Raw genomic sequence first — 17,405 nt, 5'->3', positions numbered from 1 at the left:
GGGGGATTGTAAGGACAGATTCGCGCCCGACCTTGCCGCCAAGCGACAACTTCTTATAGCGCCAAACCGGGAAATATCGGGGTTTTCAAGGATGCGACATATAGGGTCGCAAAGGCGCAGTTTAAACGCAGACGCGGGGAATGTCCGTACGGGTTCATCAGGCGGTTCGCGGGGTGTTTTTCGCGGACCAATCCGCTCCTGCAGGGAGCGAATTGATCCGCGAAGGGTTCACCCTCGCTCGGCAGGCACCGACGACAACTCGAACGGGCTGCTGCTGCGCCGGTGGTTGCGATCTTCACGCGGCGTTGCGCCGAAGAAATTGCGGTAGGCGCTGGAGAAGTGCGGGCCCGAGGAGAAGCCGCACGACAGGCCGATCTGGATGATCGACTTGCTGGTTTGCATCAGCATCTGCCGGGCCTTGTTCAGGCGCAGCTCCAGGTAGTACTGGCTGGGCACGCGGTTGAGGTACTGCTTGAAGATCCGCTCCAACTGGCGGCGGGACACGCACACGTGCTGGGCGATTTCGTCGGTGGTCAGGGGCTCTTCGATGTTCGCCTCCATCAGCAACACCGCCTGGGTGAGCTTGGGGTGGCTGGAACCCAGGCGGTTCTGCAGCGGGATGCGTTGGCGCTCACCGCCTTCGCGGATGCGCTCCACCACCAGCTCTTCCGACACCGCGCCAGCCAGCTCCGCGCCGTGGTCGCGGGCCAACACGGCGAGCAACAGGTCCAGTACCGACAGGCCGCCACAGGCGCTCATGCGGTCGCGATCCCAGTCGAACAGGTGGCTGGTGGCGATGACCTTGGGGAAGCGCTCGGCAAAGTCATCCTGCCAACGCCAGTGCACGGCGGCGCGGTAACCATCCAGCAGGCCCAATTGCGCCAGCGGGTAAACCCCCGCCGACAGGCCACCCACCACGCCGCCGGCACGCACCAGCTGCTTGACCGCACTACCCAGGGCTTGCGACAAGGTGCCGGGCGGCTCGTCGGCCAGCAAGAACAGCTTGGCGCAACCCTCAAGGCGCCCCACCCAAGGTTCGCCCGGCAACTGCCAGCCGCCTTCGGTGGGCGGCTCGGCCTGCAAGAACAGCAGCTCGTAGACCACTTCGGGGTGCACTTTCTGGGCGACGCGCAGCGCCTCCTCGGCCAGCGCCAGGGTCAGGGCCTTGGTGCTGGGCCAGATCAGAAAACCGATTCGTTGGGCTGTCATGGAGTGCGGTCCGAAACCTGTTCAGGGTCAATGCCGAATGCCGTATTGCACTCTAGCGGGTAAAGCCGGCATTGCCCGAGTCAAAACCCGCAGCATGCACCTTTGCGGGCCGCAGTGGCAGCCCGCAACTGTTTCAAACGACGACTACTTCAAGCTGCCGGACAGAAACTGCTGCAAGCGCTCGGACTGCGGGTTCACCAGCACTTCGCGCGGGTTGCCGCTTTCCTCGACCCGCCCCTGATGCAAGAACACCAACTGGTTGGAGACTTCGCGGGCAAAACCCATTTCGTGGGTGACCACGACCATGGTGCGGCCTTCCTGGGCCAGCGACTGCATCACCTTGAGTACGTCACCCACCAGTTCCGGGTCAAGCGCCGAGGTCGGTTCGTCGAACAGCATCACCTCAGGCTCCACCGCCAACGCCCGGGCGATCGCCACGCGCTGCTGTTCACCGCCAGACATATGGCCGGGGTAGGCACCCTTGCGATGGGCCACACCGACTTTGTTCAGGTAGTGCTCGGCCTTTTCCAGGGCTTCCTTCTTCGGCACGCCCAGCACGTGCACCGGCACTTCGATGATGTTTTCAAGGGCGGTCATGTGCGCCCACAGGTTGAAGTGCTGAAACACCATCGACAGGCGCGAGCGCATGCGCTGCAACTGCTTGGCGTCGGCGGCGCGCAGGGCGCCATCCTTGCCGGCGACCAGCTTCAACTCTTCATTGTTGAGCAAAATCTTCCCGGCGTGGGGCTGTTCCAGCAGGTTGATGCAGCGCAAAAAAGTACTTTTGCCCGAACCACTGGAACCAATGATGCTGATCACATCGCCAGCCTTCGCGGCCAGCGACACGCCCTTGAGCACTTCATGGCTGCCGTAGCGCTTGTGCAGATCCTGGACTTCAAGTTTGTACATGTTATCGGCTCTCACAAAAGCGATCAGTCGTTGAGCAGGCGCCCGCGACGAAGTGGTTGGCGCCCCGCTACCTTGGCCAGCCAGAAACCGGGCTGGGCATAACGCAGTCGTTCAATGGCGAAAAGCACACCGGCGGTACCGGCGCACATCGTGGTCACGCGATCGGCCAACGGGTCGATCACTTCGAACAAGGGATCACCCACCTCCACCCAGTCACCGGGTGAACGCAGGAAGGTGATCACGCCCGCATGGGGCGCAAAGATCAATTCGGTGCCTTCGAACGGCATGCCTTCGCACGCCTCGGCCACGGCTGCCGGCCAGTCACCTTCGATAAAGCCTTGCTCGGCGAGAAAGGCCAGGATGCCTCGGGCGTGGGCCTCGGTCTGCGCCTTGCCCGTGTCAGCCTGGCCACCCAGTTCCAGGGTGGTCGCCAGGCACGCCAGCGGGATCTGCGCCTCGGGGAACAGGCGCGACAAACGCAACCAGGGCAGCGAGCAGGCTTCGTCGAACGAGCTGCCACCGGAGTCTTCGGCCAACAGGCCGACCTTCATGCCCAGGTGCGCCGCCAACGAGCGCCACTGCGGCCAGTGCTGCGGCAGGGCGTACATGTGCAGCGCAGCATCCGCGTCGCAGTGCAGGTCCAGCACCACGTCGGCGTCGCAGGCATGGCCGAGCAGTTCGCGCTGCATGCCTTGCAACTGGCTGGCCGCCGGTGGCAAAGCCGCCAGGGTGTCGCGCATCGCCTGGCGGATCAGCTGGATATTGGCGTGCGCGTCATCGCCCAACTGGCCGGCCAGGGCCTGGGCCACCGGCGCGCTCAGCTCGACGAAATCGCGGTTGAAGTTCTTGCCGCTGCCAAACTCGAAACGGCCTTGGTGGGCGCCTTGCAGCAACTGCCCCAGGCCCAACGGATTGGCCACCGGCACCAGTTCGATGACGCCCTTCAGGGCACCCTTGGCCTCAAGCGCCAGCAAGGCCTGTTTCAGCTCCCAGGCGGTACGCATGCCGGGCAGTTCGTCGGCGTGCAGGCTGGCCTGGATATAGGCCTTGCGCTCGCCGCTGCCAAAGCGGAACACGCTCAACTGGCGCTCGGTGCCCAGGGTGCTCCAGGGCAATGAATGGTCGATACGTTGCATGTGGTCAGCCCTTGCGTGGTGCCAGGTAACCCAGCCAGCGGCGTTCGGCCAGCTTGAACAGGCGTACCAGGATGAAGGTCAGGCACAGGTAGAACGCACCTGCGGTGATATAGGCTTCGAACGGCAAGTAGTACTGGGCGTTCACCGTGCGCGCCGCGCCAGTGATGTCGATCAGGGTCACGATGGACGCCAGGCTGGTGGTCTGCAGCATCATGATCACTTCGTTGCTGTACTGCGGCAGCGCCCGGCGCAGGGCCGAGGGCAGCAGGATGCGCCGGTACATCTTGGCCCGCGACATGCCCATGGCCTTGGCCGCTTCGATCTCGCCATGGGGCGTGGCCTTGAGGCTGCCGGCGATGATTTCCGCGGTGTAGGCGCTGGTATTGACGGCAAAGGCCAGGCACGCGCAGAAGGTCGCACTGGACAACCACGGCCACAGGAAGCTCTCGCGCACGGCCTCGAACTGGGCCAGGCCGTAGTAGATCAGAAACAGCTGCACCAGCATCGGCGTGCCACGGATCACGTAGGTGTACAGCCAGGCAGTGAGGTTCACCAGTGGCTGCCTGGACACCCGCATCAGCCCCAGCGGCAGCGCCGCCAGCAGGCCGAACAGCAGCGACAGGCCAAGCAGCTTGAGGGTTTCCAGCAGGCCGCTGAAGTACAGCGGCAGCGCATCCCAGACAACGTTGTAGTCAAAGATCATAGGTCTGCCGCCTTAACGCCTGCCGAGTAGCGTTTTTCCAGGTAACGCAGGGCCAGCAGCGAAACGCTGGTGAGCACCAGGTACAGCGCTGCCACGGCCAGGAAGAAGGTGAAGGGTTCGCGGGTGGCATCGGCCGCCTGCTTGGCCTTGAACATCATGTCTTGCAGGCCCACCACGGAAATCAGTGCAGTGGCCTTGGTCAGTACCAACCAGTTGTTGGTAAAACCGGGAATCGCCAGGCGGATCATCTGCGGCACTAATACGCGGAAGAACACTTGCCGGCCGCTCATGCCGTAGGCAAAGCCTGCCTCTGCCTGCCCCTTGGGGATGGCCATGAAGGCGCCACGGAAGGTTTCGGACAAGTAGGCACCAAAGATAAAGCCCAGGGTGCCAATGCCAGCCGCCATCGGGTTGAGGTCGATGTAATCATTGAAGCCCAGCAACGGCGCCACGCGATTGAGCAAATCCTGGCCGCCGTAGAAAATCAGCAGGATCAGCACCAGGTCCGGGATGCCGCGGATCACCGTGCAATACAGGTCGCCCAGCCAAGCCAGCCAGCGCACGGGCGACAAGCGCAAGGCAACACCGATCAGGCCGAGTACGATGGCCAGGGCCATGGATGACAAGGCAAGTTGCAGCGTCAGCCCGACACCCTCGAGGATGACAGCCCCGTAGCCTTTTAACATGTAGTGATCCTCGACCGTTGCGATGAAAAAATGGTGCATGCCTCAGCGCTTGCGGCGTGCACCATCTGTCAGGTGACCCTGGGACGACTTACTGGCCGTAGATGTCGAAGTTGAAGTACTTGTCCTGGATTTGCTTGTATTTGCCGTTGGCGCGAATGGCCGCGATGGCTGCGTTGATCTTGTCCAGGTCTTCCTTGTCGCCCTTGCGCACGGCAATGCCGACGCCGTCGCCGAAGTACTTGACGTCGGTGAAGGATGGGCCTGCGAACGCGTAGCCCTTGCCGGCGTCGGTGTTCAGGAAACCGTCCTGCAGCAAGGTGGCGTCAGCCAGGGTGCCGTCCAGGCGGCCAGCGGTCACGTCCAGGTAGATTTCGTTCTGCGAGCCGTATGGCACCACTTCGGCGCCTTTGGGGGCCAGCACTTCGCGGGCGAAGCGTTCATGGATCGAACCGCGCTGCACACCGATCTTCTTGCCCTTGAGCTCAGCCAGGCTGTCGCTGACGGTCACGCCATCCTTGAGCACCAGGCGTGCCGGGGTCAGGTAGTAGCGGTTGGTGAAATCCACGGACTTCTTGCGGTCTTCGGTGATGGACATCGAGGACAGGATCGCGTCGATCTTGCGCACTTTCAGCGCCGGGATCAGGCCGTCGAATTCCTGCTCGACCCATTGGCACTTGACCTTCATCTCTTCGCACAGGGCGTTGCCGATATCGTAGTCAAAACCGACGATGCTACCGTCCGGCGCCTTGGAGGCGAACGGAGGGTAGGCGGCTTCGATACCGATTTTCAGCGGCTTTTCGTCAGCGAACGACGACAGGGACAGCACGGACAGCGCCAGGGCGCCAAGAAGCACGAGTTTCTTCATCTCAGGACTCCATCGGTAAAGGGCATTAAATGGCAGAGTGAGCAACAGCCCAATATGCGAATGGGTACAACGCAGATAGCGCCGCCGGGCCTGGCAGGTACGCAAGGCCTTCAGCGAGTGCTGGGCATTTTAACGAGAGCCCGGAAGCCGATATTTCTTCAATGCGACAACTAGTTACAGATGCGCCGGAAATACGGCCCGAGACGATTGACAGGCCCTGCTGTTTATGCAAAGGCAAAAGACGGGCAACCGATCTATCAAGCAAATTGCGCGCCTATTATTGGCAAACCCTTGTAATCCGGCAACCCTGGCGTGCGCCGGGTTTTTTCGGGAGGGCAAAATAGCACCAAAAACAGACGAGCTGTAGCGCAATGCCCCGAATGGAGGCGCAGGCCGTTACAGATTTGGTTACCGGAAGATTCGCGGGTAACAGTAGGAAAGGTTGGGGATTGGTCGATATATCTCGAGTGGCTGCGGCCCTCTCCCCAGCCTTCTCCCAAAGAGAGAGGGGGCTAAAAGCTGATCGCATTGACACCCCGGGCCGTGACGCACTCCCAAAAAAAAGCCGCCCACCCTGATCAAGGGCAAGCGGCTTTTTGCGTCACCTACCTGGAGGTCAAGCCACCTTCATGGTCTTGTGCGTATCAATCAAATGCTGCACCACGCTTGGGTCCGCCAAGGTCGAGATATCCCCCAGCGCGTCGTATTCGGCCGTGGCGATCTTGCGCAGGATGCGCCGCATGATCTTGCCCGAGCGGGTCTTGGGCAGGCCTGGCGCCCACTGGATGACGTCCGGCGAAGCGATTGGGCCGATTTCCTTGCGCACCCAGTTTTTCAGTTCCAGGCGCAATGCCTCGCTCGGCTCTTCACCGCCATTGAGGGTCACGTACACATAAATGCCCTGCCCTTTCAGGTCGTGGGGCACCCCCACCACGGCCGCCTCGGCGACTTTCGGGTGGGCGACCATGGCACTTTCGATCTCGGCCGTGCCCATGCGGTGGCCAGACACGTTGAGCACGTCGTCGACGCGGCCGGTAATCCAGTAGTAACCGTCTTCATCGCGACGGGCGCCGTCACCGGTGAAGTACATGCCACGGAAAGTCTTGAAATAGGTGTCCACGAACCGATCGTGGTCGCCGTACAGGCTGCGCGACTGGCCCGGCCAGGAATCGAGGATCACCAGGTTGCCCTCGGCGGCACCCTCGATCAGGTTGCCCAGGTTGTCCACCAGGCCCGGCACCACGCCGAAGAACGGCTTGCTCGCCGAACCCGGCTTGAGCGCGGTGGCGCCCGGCAACGGGCTGATCAGCACGCCGCCAGTCTCGGTTTGCCACCAGGTATCGACGATCGGGCAGCGCTGCTTGCCCACGGTGTTGTAGTACCAGTTCCAGGCCTCGGGGTTGATCGGCTCGCCCACCGAGCCCAGCAGGCGCAGGCTCGACCCATCGGCGCCTTCGACGGCGGCGGTGCCTTCGGCCATCATCGCACGGATCGCGGTAGGCGCGGTGTAGAGGATGTTGACCTTGTGCTTGTCGATGATCTTCGACACGCGGGTGATGTCCGGGTAGTTCGGCACGCCTTCGAACAGCAGGGTGGTCGCGCCATTGGCCAGCGGGCCGTAGACGATGTAACTGTGGCCGGTGACCCAGCCGACGTCGGCAGTGCACCAGTAGACTTCGCCAGGGCGGTAGTCGAACACGCGCTCATGGGTCAGCGCGGCATATACCAGGTAGCCGCCGGTGGTGTGCAGCACGCCCTTGGGCTTGCCGGTGGAGCCGGAGGTGTAGAGGATGAACAGCGCCTCTTCGGCACCCATTTCCTTTGGCGCGCACGTGCTGGACGCTACTTCCAGCAGGGTGTGGTACCAGATGTCGCGATGACGGTTCCACTCGATCTGGCCGCCGGTGCGCTTGGCCACGATGACCTTCTGCACGCTGCTGGTTTCCGGGTTGGTCAGCGCGCGGTCGACGTTGGCCTTGAGCGGGGTTTTCTTGCCGCCACGCAGGCCTTCATCGGCGGTGATGACAATTTTCGATTTGCAGTCGATGATCCGACCGGCCAGCGCTTCCGGCGAGAAGCCGCCGAACACCACCGAATGGATCGCGCCGATGCGGGTACAGGCCAGCATGGCGACCACCGCTTCCGGGATCATCGGCATATAGATGGTAACCACGTCACCGCGGTGCACGTCCTGGCCGCGCAAGGCGTTGGCGAACTTGCACACTTCTTCATGCAGTTCGCGGTAGGTGATGTTGCGGTGCTCGGAAGGGTCGTCGCCTTCCCAGATGATCGCCAACTGATCGCCACGCTCGGCCAGGTGGCGGTCCAGGCAGTTGGAAGAAACGTTCAAGGTGCCGTCGGCAAACCACTTGATGTCGACATGATGGTCGTCGAATGAGGTCTGCTTGACCTTGGTGAACGGCTTGATCCAGTCGAGACGCTGGGCTTGCTCGCGCCAGAAACCGTCGGGGTTGACCACCGACTGCTGGTACATGGCCTTGTAGGTCGCTTCATCGGTCAGCGTGGTGGCTGCCACTTCAGGACGAACGGGGTACAGAGAAGCCGCACTCATCTTTCTTACCTCGGGGAAATGTAGTTGTTTTTGTATGAACTCGTTGTAAGACGATATGGAAACAGATGCTATTCGACGATGGTAGTAACTTTTGCGCAATCGCCGCCCGCCGCCGACGGCAAGCGCTCAAGCACCGTGGTTTGCGCGGTGTCGCGAGCCGCTCTTTTTTTCAAATTAAAAAGCCTGCTAACGATTAAGCCGAGACGATTGTTACCGTTTCGGATAAAACTGTTTATCAAAACCCGCTCTGTTTAGTCAGCAGGTACCCGCCTAGAATTCGTCCTGCCAACACGGCAACGCGACTAACACATGCAACAGCCCCCACGAAGGCCGTTAATCGCAACTCTCCACTCTGGCTTCACACGCAACTTTACAAAAGTGGCGTGACCTCTGACGACTGTATAAAGGGTAAAACGTAAATGAAAGCTCTGCTTGTTCTGGCACTCAGTACTGTTTGCGCCACTGCCATGGCCGACGAAGTTACCACTGATGCAGCACAATCAACACCGGTCGAGTATTACAACTACTCGCAACACCTGGACATTGCCAAGGTCGTGTCCATGACCGAGATCCCCAACGTCTGCGAAGTGGTCCCGGCACGCATGACCTACCTGGACTCCACTGGCCAGAAACACATTCTCGAATACAAGGTGATGGGCAACGGTTGCTCCAACGGATAATCGAAGAATGCTTGCGGCGCCTCCTGGAAAGTTCGGGAGGCGCGCCGTCGATTTGATCGACCTGTTTATTTTAATTAAAACCCGTCTGTTTTTTTATTGATTTCATATTCACGCAACTTGTTGGCAATGGTGGTATGCGACACCCCCAGGCGTTTGCCCAATATACGACTGCTGGGATGTTCGCTGTATAAACGCTGTAACACCGCCTTTTCAAATCGCCCGACAATCTGCTGCAAACCCCCCTCTAGTGAAAACTCCCCCAGCGGCCGGCGCGCGCCGTAGTCCGGCAAACGAATATGCTCGACCTTGACCACGCCCCCCTCACACAACGACACCGCTTGAAACAGCACGTTCTCCAACTGCCGTACGTTGCCCGGCCAGTGGTACTGCGCCAGCCGTTCCATTGCCGTGGGGGCCAAGCGTGGCAGGCTGCAGCCGATCTGCCGGCTGGCCTGGTCGAGAAAGTGCTCCACCAGCGGGCCCAGCCCATCCAGGCATTCGCGCAGCGGCGGGATGTGCAGCGAGAGCACGTTAAGGCGGTGGTACAAGTCCTGACGAAACTCGCCGCGGGCGCACAACTCCGACAAATCGACCTGGGTGGCGCAGATCACCCGCACATCCAGGTACACCTCTTCATCGCTGCCAACGCGACGAAAGCAACCGTCTTGCAAAAACCGCAGTAACTTGGCCTGCAGGCGCGGGCTCATCTCACCCACCCCATCGAGAAACAAGGTGCCGCCGGCAGTCAGCTCCAGCAAACCCAGCTTGCCCTCGGCGCGCGCCCCTTCGAAGGCGCCCGGCCCATAGCCGAACAGCTCGGTCTCGGCCATGGACTCCGGCAGCCCGGCGCAATTGAGCGCCATCAGCGGCGACTGGCCTCGCGGGCTGGCCAGGTGGCAGGCGCGCGCCAGCAACTCTTTGCCGGTGCCGGTTTCCCCCTCAATGAGCAAAGGCGCATCCAAAGGCGCCATGCGTCGGGCTTCACGCACCACGGCGGCCATCACTTTCGAGCTTTGGAAGATGCTGTCGAAGCCACGCAGCTCCTGCTTGCGCACATGGTAGATGCGCTCGCCAATGCGATCGGCGCGGTGCAAGGTCAGCACCGCGCCGGCGAGCGCCTCACTGTCATCGTGCTGGGCTTGCAACGGAGCGATATCGGCCAGGAACACCGCGCCACACACCTTTACCCGCAAGCCATTGATCCGCGACTGGTTGCTGCGCACCAGCGCCGGCAGGTCGAAGTCCTCGGCGTAGCGCGCCAACGGGATGCCCGGCACCTCGTCCACCCGCACCCCGATCAATTGCGCCGCGGCACGGTTGGCCGCGACGATGGAACCGGCCATGTCGATGGACAGCACCGGGAACTCCAGCGCGCCGAGCAAGGCGTTGAGCTCCATGTGCCGACGCTCGCTGGGCATCAGGCCTACGCGCTTGACGCCGAACACTCCGGTAATGGCCTCGAACTTTGGCCTCAAGGCCTGGAATTGCAAGTTGATCAGGTTGGGGCAGTGCAGATAGATGGCGTTGCCGTGCTCGCCTCCCACCTCGCCGCGGGCGACGTTGATACCGTAGCTCACCAGCAGGTTGAGAATGTCGCGCAGGATGCCGATGCGGTTCTGGCAGTGGACTTTAATACGCATGTAGGGCCTGAAATTGTGATTAGGGTGGCCAGGGCGGTGCGACTTTGTGCAGGTCGCCCACTTTTACCGTCAAGAATATGTGACGAATTCGGCCTTCAGCAAGCCATCCACATCCTTTGAAACGAGCTTTTCTCTTCATACGTAAACTATTCGTTACGAAATGAGCGCCAAGCACGCACCAAATGCTCATTGATGGGCGTGCACTGGGCTCCTCGCGGGTTTATTACTGATGCATCGCTGCACATAACAATAAAGACCCGCAGGAGAGCTGTATGAAGCAGACGCACTACGTGGCTCGAGAGCCCGATGCGCAGGGATTCATCCACTACCCCGAGCAAGACCACCGGGTATGGAATACCTTGATCACCCGCCAGCTTGAGGTGGTGCAAGGGCGCGCGTGCCAGGAGTACCTGGATGGCATCGATCAGTTGGGCCTGCCCCTCGAGCGCATTCCGCAACTGGGCGAAATAAACCAGGTACTAGGCCGCGCCACGGGTTGGCAGGTGGCCAGAGTACCGGCGCTGATCCCCTTCCAGACCTTTTTCGAACTGCTGGCCAGCAAGCAATTTCCGGTGGCCACGTTCATTCGCTCCGAAGCGGAACTGGACTACCTGCAAGAGCCCGATATCTTTCACGAGATATTCGGCCACTGCCCGCTGCTGACCAACCCCTGGTTTGCCGAGTTCACCCACACCTATGGCAAGTTGGGCCTCAGCGCCAGCAAGGAACAGCGGGTCTACCTGGCGCGGCTTTACTGGATGACCATCGAGTTCGGCCTGGTGGACACCTGCCAAGGCCAGCGCATTTACGGCGGCGGCATCCTGTCGTCCCCCAAGGAGACGGTCTACAGCCTCTCGGCCCAACCTGAACACCAGGCATTCGACCCGGTCGAATGCATGCGTACACCCTACCGTATCGATATCCTGCAACCGGTGTACTTCGTGCTGCCCGACCTCAAGCGACTGTTTGACCTGGCACATGAAAACATCATGGGCAGGGTGGAGCAGGCCAGCGTGCTCGGCTTGCATGCGCCCAAATTTTCGCCAAAAGCCGCCTGAAGCCTTTTTTATTCAAGGAGCCCCCATGAACGCCCTGAACCAAGCCCACTGCGAAGCCTGCCGCGCCGACGCCCCACAGGTCAGCGAGGAAGAATTGCCGGCGCTGCTCAAACAGATCCCCGACTGGAACATCGAAGTGCGCGACGGCGTGATGCAGTTGGAAAAACTGTTCACGTTCAAGAACTTCAAACAGGCCTTGGCCTTCACCAATGCCGTGGGCGAAATTGCCGAAGCCGAAGGCCACCACCCGGGCCTGCTGACCGAGTGGGGCAAGGTGACCGTGACCTGGTGGAGCCACTCGATCAAGGGGCTGCACCGCAATGACTTCATCATGGCGGCAAGAACCGATGGAGTGCAGCCCCACGCTGCAAGTTGAACGCCAAGAGCTGCAAGCTGCTGCACCGCGCTCGGCTTGCAACTGGCAGCTCATAACTTGCATCTGCCCCCCCTGCGACCAATGACCGCAGGAAAATTCTGATTGTCATCCTCACTGATGTATCCTGTGCCGGCTTTGCAAAAGCATGCGCTTTCCGATCAACCTTCAACCAGCACTTGTGAGGAGTGACGACGATGCACGAAATCCCTAACTTCCCCTTCCCAAGCCTGCACGAACCAGAGCAGTCGAAACCTTCCCAGTCCGCCAGCCAGGCAACTGACACCAAGGCTAAATCCGAGCCTGATGAAAGCCTGCGCACAGATCGCGAAGACTAGCGGGTAAAGACTACGGTCCAAGCCCGGCGCTATAATAAGGGGTGGCGTGATCCGCTGAGGGGCTCAAGCCCGCAGATCACCCCGCCTCAAGCGCTCGCCCTACAGGACACGGCCATGACCGATGCTTTCGACGACACCCAGGCTGGCCTGATGATTGACACGGCGCAACAGATGATCGACATCTGGAACCGCCTGACCCCGGAAAAACAAGCCGCCCTGCTACAACGCTTCGGCACCCAGGAAAACGCCCTCGCGGCCCTGGTCGCCACTCGCCTGCTGGCCCCTGCCAAGCCCTGATTACCCCCCCCGCTGGATGAAAGTTTTCCACGCGTGCGGAACAATGTGCCCAACGGCTCTATCATAGGCGTCTAGAGTTACTGCTAGGCTCTGTACGAAATGTATCCCAGCTCGGCCATGCTGCGTTGAAAACAGGCTCGTGCGCGAGTCCGATCGGAATGCTCATTGACAACCGGTCAAGTCGAGCGCGACCCCGGTCCTTTCCTCGCCTGTTTTCGCCTTGCCTGACCTTCGCTGGAACACATTTCGTACAGAACCTAGCACTTACCGCCCCTACTTGGATCTTCCCATGCCCGTACAACAACGACCCATGGCAGTTACGCTGCAAGTCGTTTCCATCGTTTTGTTTACCTTCATCGGCTACTTGAACATCGGCATCCCCCTCGCCGTGCTGCCAGGTTTCGTGCACAGCCAACTGGGCTTCGGCGCCGTGATCGCCGGCCTGGTGATCAGCGTCCAGTACCTGGCCACGCTGCTCAGCCGGCCTTACGCCAGCCGCGTGATCGACATTCAGGGCAGCAAGAAGGCCGTGATCATCGGCATGTGCGGCTGCGGTTTGAGCGGCGTGTTCATGCTGGCGGCCGCCTTGCTGCAAAGCACGCCGATGGCCAGCCTGATCAGCCTGTTGCTGGGCCGCCTGGTGCTGGGCACGGCAGAAAGCCTGGTGGGCTCTGCGTCCATCGGCTGGGGCATTGGCCGAGTGGGCGCGGCGCACACCGCCAAGGTGATTTCCTGGAACGGCATCGCCAGCTACGGCGCCTTGGCCATCGGCGCACCTGCGGGTGTTTTGCTGGTGCAGCACTTGGGCCTGTGGGCCATGGGCGTGAGCATCCTGCTGCTGGCAGCGCTGGGCATTGCCTTGGCCTGGAACAAAACTCCCGCCCCCATCGTGGTGGGCGAGCGTATGCCGTTCATGCACGTGCTCGGCCGCGTGCTGCCCCATGGTTGCGGCCTGGCGTTGGGCGGGATCGGTTTTGGCACCATCGCCACCTTTATCACCTTGTACTACAGCACCAACCATTGGGAAAACGCGGCCCTGTGCCTGACCGTATTCGGCGCCTCGTTCATTTGTGCGCGCTTGCTGTTCGGCAACCTGATCAACCGCATCGGCGGCTTTCGGGTGGCCATCGCCTGCCTCTCGGTGGAAACCCTGGGTTTGCTGTTTCTGTGGCTGGCACCGAGCGCGGAACTGGCCATGGCTGGCGCCGCCCTCAGCGGTTTCGGCTTCTCGCTGGTGTTCCCGGCGCTTGGCGTGGAGGCCGTCAACCTGGTGCCGGCGTCCAGCCGTGGGGCGGCCGTGGGCGCCTACTCGCTGTTCATCGACTTGTCGTTGGGGATTACCGGGCCTGTGGCGGGCGCCATTGCGGCAGGGTTTGGCTTCTCGTCGATCTTTCTGTTTGCCGCGATTGCCTCGTTGAGCGGCCTGGGCCTTAGCCTGTACCTGTATCGCCAGGCGGCAAACGCGCCGCGCCACGCTGACGAGCCGCTCTAGAAATCGATCTTGCCTCGGCCGGCCTTAATCACGCCGCGCTTGCTCTTGCCTTCCAGCCGACGGGTTTTGGAACCCAGCGTCGGCTTGGTGGGCCGGCGCTTCTTCTCGACCTTGGTCGCCGCCAGTATCAGTTCACGCAAACGCTCCAGGGCGTCGGCGCGGTTCTGTTCCTGGGTGCGGTATTGCTGGGCCTTGATCACGATCACGCCGTCGCTGGTGATGCGGCTGTCGCGCAGGGCCAGCAGCCGCTCCTTGTAGAACGGCGGCAATGACGAGGCCTGGATGTCGAAGCGCAGGTGCATAGCGCTCGACACCTTGTTGACGTTCTGCCCGCCCGCGCCCTGGGCGCGGATGGCGCTCAGTTCGATTTCGGCGTCGGGCAGGTGCACGTTGTTGGAGATTTCCAGCATCAATCAGGCACTCTGGGTATGCGCCAGTTTGCGCGGGCCACGCAGGCGATAACAACCCCACATCACCAGCACCCACACCGGGATCGCATACACCGAGAGGTTGATGCCTGGAATCAGCAGCATGATGCCCAGGATAAACACCACGAACGCCAAGCAAATGTAATTGCCGTACGGCGACCACAGCGCCTTGAACAGTGATTGCTGGCCGGTGCGCTGCATGTGCTGGCGGAACTTGAGGTGCGAATAGCTGATCATCGCCCAGTTGATCACCAACGTCGCCACCACCAGGGACATCAGCAACTCCAGTGCATCATGGGGCACCAGGTAGTTGAGCAGCACGGCGATCAATGTCACCGCCGCCGAAACCAGGATCGCCCGTACCGGTACGCCGCGCTTGTCGATCTTGGCCAGGCCTGCCGGCGCATCACCCTGTTCGGCCATGCCCACCAGCATGCGGCTGTTGCAGTAGGTGCCGCTGTTGTACACCGAGAGCGCCGCCGTCAGCACCACGAAATTGAGGATGTGCGCGGCCGTGTTGCTGCCCAGCATCGAGAACACCTGCACGAAGGGGCTGCCACTGTAGCTGTCGCCGGTCGCATTGAGCGAGGCGAGCAGGCTGTCCCATGGGGTCAGCGACAACAGCACCACCAAGGCACCGATGTAGAAGATCAGGATGCGGTAGATCACCTGGTTGATCGCCTTGGGGATCACGGTTTTCGGGCTGTCGGCCTCGGCGGCGGTAAAACCGAGCATTTCCAGGCCACCGAACGAGAACATGATGATGGCTAGCGCCATGACGAGGCCCTTGACCCCATTGGGGAAGAAGCCGCCATGCTCCCACAGGTTGCTGACCGACGCCTGCGGGCCGCCGCTGCCGCTGACCAGCAGGTAGCTGCCCAGGGCGATCATGCCGACGATGGCCAGCACCTTGATGATCGCGAACCAGAACTCCGCCTCGCCGAACACCTTGACGTTGGCCAGGTTGACCAGGTTGATCATCACGAAAAACACCGCTGCCGACACCCAGGTCGGGATCTCCGGCCACCAGTAGTGCACGTATTTGCCAACCGCGGTCAGCTCCGACATGCCCACCAGGATGTACAGCACCCAGCAGTTCCAGCCCGACAGAAAGCCGGCGAAGCCGCCCCAGTACTTGTGCGCGAAATGGCTGAAGGAGCCGGCCACCGGCTCTTCGACGATCATCTCGCCCAACTGGCGCATGATCATGAAGGCGATGAAGCCGCAAATCGCGTAACCGAGGATCATCGACGGGCCGGCGGATTTCAACACGCCGGCGGAGCCGAGAAACAGCCCGGTACCGATCGCGCCACCCAGGGCGATCAGTTGAATATGACGATTCTTCAGGCCGCGTTTCAGCTCGCCTGAGGATGAGTCGTGTGCACTCATGGAGGGGGTCACCTTATTTGTTTTTATCTGTGACGGAACAGGGATTTGCAAAATGCGCGGTAACGCAAGGTGCCACAGGTAAAACGCCGCGCATTGTACACGGCGAGCATCTGATCGTGAGTGCTGGGTATCAGCAATGCCCTATGCCCACTGCAAATACGGAAACTTCCGATAAGCTGGCAAGATTTTATTACACCTGTAGGCGCGGATTTATCCGCGAAGAACGCACCGCAACCTTCCAGGCAAACTGCGGCGAGCTTTTCGCGGATAAATCCGCGCCTACAGGGGGTGCAAAGAAATGTTTACGGCGCGTAAAGCAAAACGCCAGCCCGAAGGCTGGCGTTTCGTTTAAAGCCTTACATCACTCAGGCTTGGGCTTGCGCTTGCCAAAGCCGGGGCGCTGGCCGCTGCCAGCTGCCGGGCCGCGACGCTTGCCCGATGGGCCGTCCTGCACCAGGGAGATACCCGGGCGCTTTTGCACAGGCTTGCCAGGGCGCTTGGCGGTGTCGCTCGGGCGCTCGGCCACAGGCGAGCCACGCGAGTCCTTGCGCGGTGCCGGGGCATCGCCACGGCGCGGGGCCTTGTCTTCACGCGGCTTGCGCGCCGGGCGATCGCTGCTTTCTTCCAGGCGCGGGCCACGTGGCGCGCGGGCCGGAGCAGCCGGTGCGGCGCCGTCGTGCGCCGGGCGCAAGGTACGCACCACGCGTTCGCTGCGGCCCAATGGGCGTGACGATTTACGCTGCAGGCGGTCCAGCTTGTCCTTGCTCTTGGTGCTCATCATCGGCTGCGCGACCGGAGTCAGGCCGACTTCGGCGCTGAGCACGTCGACTTCGCCCTGGGTCAGTTCACGCCAGCGGCCCATCGGCAGGTCGGAGTTGAGGAACACCGGGCCGAAGCGCACGCGCTTCAGGCGGCTGACCACCAAGCCCTGGGATTCCCACAAACGACGCACTTCACGGTTACGGCCTTCCATCACCACGCAGTGGTACCAATGGTTGAAGCCTTCACCGCCCGGGGCGATCTGGATGTCGGTGAAACGTGCCGGGCCGTCTTCCAGCAGCACGCCATTCTTCAGGCGCAGCAGCATGTCGTCGTCCACTTCACCACGCACACGCACCGCGTATTCGCGGTCCATCTCGAAGGAAGGGTGCATCAGGCGGTTGGCCAGCTCACCGTCGGTGGTGAACATCAACAGCCCCGTGGTGTTGATGTCCAGGCGGCCGATGTTGATCCAGCGGCCTTCGCGCGGGCGCGGCAGGCGGTCGAATACGGTTGGGCGGCCTTCCGGGTCGTCACGGGTGCAGATCTCGCCGTCGGGCTTGTTGTAGATGATCACGCGGCGCACGTTTTCCGAGGCCTCTTCGCGTTTGATCACCTTGCCGTCGACAGAAATGGCGTCGTGCAGGTCGACACGCAGCCCCAGGGTCGCGGCAACGCCGTTGACCTTGACGCGGCCTTCGCCGATCCAGGCTTCCACGTCACGACGCGAACCGACGCCGATACGGGCGAGTACTTTTTGCAGTTTTTCGCCGGCTGGGCCAATTTCCTGGCTGCCTGGCTTGTCTTGGTCACTCATCTAAGCACCTCCCGGTGGGTCAAAAATCTAGGATTCATGGCGAACAGCTCGCCA

The 17,405-nt window shown here is 61.5% G+C and carries 17 protein-coding genes; 6 read left to right on the top strand and 11 right to left on the bottom strand.

The window, feature by feature from the left end:
* Nucleotides 1–228: 228 nt before the first annotated feature.
* The 7 genes from argR to acs form a co-directional block, all read right to left on the bottom strand.
* The gene (gene argR / locus L9B60_RS18380; RefSeq protein ID WP_249672168.1) at nt 229–1,209 is read right to left on the bottom strand and encodes a transcriptional regulator ArgR; all 981 of its coding nucleotides are present in this window, start codon (nt 1,207–1,209) and stop codon (nt 229–231) included.
* A gap of 144 nt (nt 1,210–1,353) precedes the next feature.
* Nucleotides 1,354–2,118 (bottom strand): ABC transporter ATP-binding protein, encoded by a 765-nt coding sequence (locus L9B60_RS18375; protein WP_249672167.1) that lies wholly within the window; start codon nt 2,116–2,118, stop codon nt 1,354–1,356.
* 23 nt (nt 2,119–2,141) lie between these two features.
* The gene (locus L9B60_RS18370; protein ID WP_249672166.1) at nt 2,142–3,254 is read right to left on the bottom strand and encodes a M14 family metallopeptidase; all 1,113 of its coding nucleotides are present in this window, start codon (nt 3,252–3,254) and stop codon (nt 2,142–2,144) included.
* Between the two features lie 4 nt (nt 3,255–3,258).
* On the bottom strand, nt 3,259–3,957 hold the full coding sequence (locus L9B60_RS18365; protein WP_249672165.1) for an ABC transporter permease: 699 nt from the start codon (nt 3,955–3,957) through the stop codon (nt 3,259–3,261).
* Nucleotides 3,954–4,643 (bottom strand): ABC transporter permease, encoded by a 690-nt coding sequence (locus L9B60_RS18360; protein WP_249672164.1) that lies wholly within the window; start codon nt 4,641–4,643, stop codon nt 3,954–3,956. Before L9B60_RS18360 ends, L9B60_RS18365 begins: the two co-directional genes overlap by 4 nt.
* Nucleotides 4,644–4,731: 88 nt before the next feature.
* Entirely contained in the window at nt 4,732–5,508 is a 777-nt protein-coding gene (locus L9B60_RS18355; protein ID WP_249672163.1) for an ABC transporter substrate-binding protein, read from the bottom strand.
* A gap of 616 nt (nt 5,509–6,124) precedes the next feature.
* The gene (gene acs / locus L9B60_RS18350; protein ID WP_249672162.1) at nt 6,125–8,080 is read right to left on the bottom strand and encodes an acetate--CoA ligase; all 1,956 of its coding nucleotides are present in this window, start codon (nt 8,078–8,080) and stop codon (nt 6,125–6,127) included.
* A 419-nt stretch (nt 8,081–8,499) separates the two neighbouring features.
* Between acs and L9B60_RS18345 the strand changes: the two genes are divergently transcribed.
* Nucleotides 8,500–8,760 carry a DUF2790 domain-containing protein gene (locus tag L9B60_RS18345; protein ID WP_249672161.1) on the top strand — a complete coding sequence of 87 codons (261 nt, stop codon included), beginning with the start codon at nt 8,500–8,502 and terminating at the stop codon, nt 8,758–8,760.
* A 74-nt stretch (nt 8,761–8,834) separates the two neighbouring features.
* On the opposite strand, the gene L9B60_RS18340 is transcribed toward L9B60_RS18345, so the two are convergent.
* On the bottom strand, nt 8,835–10,400 hold the full coding sequence (locus L9B60_RS18340) for a sigma-54-dependent transcriptional regulator (RefSeq protein ID WP_249672160.1): 1,566 nt from the start codon (nt 10,398–10,400) through the stop codon (nt 8,835–8,837).
* A gap of 272 nt (nt 10,401–10,672) precedes the next feature.
* On the opposite strand from L9B60_RS18340, the gene phhA reads away from it, so the two are divergent.
* The 5 genes from phhA to L9B60_RS18315 all read left to right on the top strand — a co-directional run bounded on the left by phhA (nt 10,673) and on the right by L9B60_RS18315 (nt 13,958).
* On the top strand, nt 10,673–11,458 hold the full coding sequence (gene phhA, locus L9B60_RS18335; RefSeq protein WP_249672159.1) for a phenylalanine 4-monooxygenase: 786 nt from the start codon (nt 10,673–10,675) through the stop codon (nt 11,456–11,458).
* A 25-nt stretch (nt 11,459–11,483) separates the two neighbouring features.
* Complete coding sequence (locus L9B60_RS18330) at nt 11,484–11,834, top strand: 4a-hydroxytetrahydrobiopterin dehydratase (protein ID WP_249672158.1); 351 nt, start codon at nt 11,484–11,486, stop codon at nt 11,832–11,834.
* Between the two features lie 194 nt (nt 11,835–12,028).
* On the top strand, nt 12,029–12,169 hold the full coding sequence (locus tag L9B60_RS18325) for a hypothetical protein (protein WP_249672157.1): 141 nt from the start codon (nt 12,029–12,031) through the stop codon (nt 12,167–12,169).
* Between the two features lie 114 nt (nt 12,170–12,283).
* A complete protein-coding gene (locus L9B60_RS18320) occupies nt 12,284–12,466 on the top strand; it encodes a hypothetical protein (RefSeq protein ID WP_249672156.1) in 183 nt (60 codons plus the stop codon).
* A gap of 289 nt (nt 12,467–12,755) precedes the next feature.
* The gene (locus L9B60_RS18315; protein WP_249672155.1) at nt 12,756–13,958 is read left to right on the top strand and encodes an MFS transporter; all 1,203 of its coding nucleotides are present in this window, start codon (nt 12,756–12,758) and stop codon (nt 13,956–13,958) included.
* Here L9B60_RS18315 and arfB read toward each other — a convergent pair.
* The 3 genes from arfB to rluB form a co-directional block, all read right to left on the bottom strand.
* A complete protein-coding gene (arfB, locus tag L9B60_RS18310) occupies nt 13,955–14,368 on the bottom strand; it encodes an alternative ribosome rescue aminoacyl-tRNA hydrolase ArfB (protein WP_249672154.1) in 414 nt (137 codons plus the stop codon). The genes L9B60_RS18315 and arfB overlap by 4 nt on opposite strands.
* 3 nt (nt 14,369–14,371) lie before the next feature.
* Entirely contained in the window at nt 14,372–15,775 is a 1,404-nt protein-coding gene (locus L9B60_RS18305) for an amino acid permease (protein ID WP_249672153.1), read from the bottom strand.
* Nucleotides 15,776–16,136: 361 nt separating this feature from the next.
* A complete protein-coding gene (rluB, locus tag L9B60_RS18300; protein WP_249672152.1) occupies nt 16,137–17,351 on the bottom strand; it encodes a 23S rRNA pseudouridine(2605) synthase RluB in 1,215 nt (404 codons plus the stop codon).
* Nucleotides 17,352–17,405: the final 54 nt, after the last annotated feature.

The sequence above is a fragment of the Pseudomonas abieticivorans genome (genome assembly GCF_023509015.1).
GTDB classification, from domain to species: Bacteria; Pseudomonadota; Gammaproteobacteria; order Pseudomonadales; family Pseudomonadaceae; genus Aquipseudomonas; species Aquipseudomonas abieticivorans.
The sequence above is the reverse complement of the archived record's forward strand: the minus strand, read 5'-3'. Positions and strand labels throughout refer to the sequence as shown.